Source organism: Actinomadura darangshiensis, from assembly GCF_004349235.1.
Classification (GTDB): Bacteria; Actinomycetota; Actinomycetes; order Streptosporangiales; family Streptosporangiaceae; genus Spirillospora; species Spirillospora darangshiensis.
Genome location: NZ_SMKY01000625.1, coordinates 1 through 1328 on the forward strand (window position 1 = coordinate 1; position 1328 = coordinate 1328).

Here is a 1328-nt window from a genome sequence, read left to right on the forward strand (position 1 = left end):
CGACTGACAGTGAGGATGTAGGTGAGCACCTCCCGGCGGGGTCTGACCCACCGACTGACTGACCAAGGGTCCTCAACCGGATCTGTCGATCTGGCCGGGAGGTGCTCGTGTGCGCTCACCGGACACGGGCGTTGTGACTTCATAAGAGCCTGGCTAGAGGCCTCATCACTGTCTTGTCCGACCGCCCGGCCGGTGCGCGCCGCCCCGCCCTCCGGCTCGGACGACAGGACGACGATGCCCCCCATTACACCCCAGGACGGCACGCCCGGCGAAGTCGCCGGTGGTGTCGACACTCATCTGGACACCCACACCGCCGCGGTGATCGACCCGGTGGGCCGGGTGCTGGGCACCGAGCAGTTCCCCGCCACCGCGGCCGGATACGCCGCCCTGCTGGAGTGGATGCGCCGGTTCGGGCGCTTGGTGCGGGTCGGGGTGGAGGGCACCGGCGTCTACGGCGCCGGCCTGGCCCGGCTGCTGCGTGACCGGGACGTCGAGGTGATCGAGGTCGATCGCCCCGACCGCAAGGCCCGCCGGTTCCAGGGCAAGTCCGATCCGATCGATGCGATCGCCGCCGCCAAGTCCGCGCTGGCCGGTGAGCGGACCGGTGTCCCTAAGCAGCGGGACGGCCGGATCGAGGCGCTGCGCAACCTGCGGGTGGCCCGCCGCTCGGCCATCGACCAGCGCGCCGACGCCCAGCGGCAGATCAAGGCTCTGATCGTCACCGCCCCCGACATCCTGCGCGAGCGGCTGCGCGGCCTGCCCGTCCGGGAACTGATCACCACCTGCGCGAACCTGCGCCCCGATCGGGCCGACGCCGCGGCGGTGGCCACCGCCGCCAAGATCGCCCTGCGTAGCCTGGCCCGCCGCCACCAGCGGCTGTCCGACGAGATCGGCGACTTGGACGAACTGCTCGAGCCCCTGGTCGCCATGATCAACCCCGACCTGGTGGCCGCCCACGGCGTCGGCACCGACGTCGCCGGGCAACTGCTGGTCACCGCCGGGCACAACCACGCCCGGCTCCGCTCAGAGGCGGCCTTCGCGATGCTCTGCGGGGCCGCCCCGATCCCCGCCTCGTCGGGACGCACCACCCGGCACCGCCTCAATCGCGGCGGCGACCGGCACGCCAACGCAGCCCTCTACCGCGTCGTGCTCTGCCGCCTGCGCTGGGACCCCCGCACCCGCGCCTACATGCAACGACGCACCAAGGAAGGCATGTCCAAGAAAGAGATCATCCGCTGTCTCAAGCGCTACATCGCCCGAGAGCTCTACCAGATCATCACCGCACCAAGCGATCTTGAGCCCGCGGCTTGACATCCATAAGAGCATCC

1 protein-coding gene is annotated in these 1328 nt (G+C 70.8%); it reads left to right on the forward strand.

What is annotated here, in order from left to right; translation table 11 throughout:
- Nucleotides 1–243: 243 nt before the first annotated feature.
- A complete protein-coding gene (locus E1293_RS47000; RefSeq protein ID WP_424923742.1) occupies nt 244–1311 on the forward strand; it encodes an IS110 family RNA-guided transposase in 1068 nt (355 codons plus the stop codon).
- Nucleotides 1312–1328 lie beyond the last annotated feature (17 nt).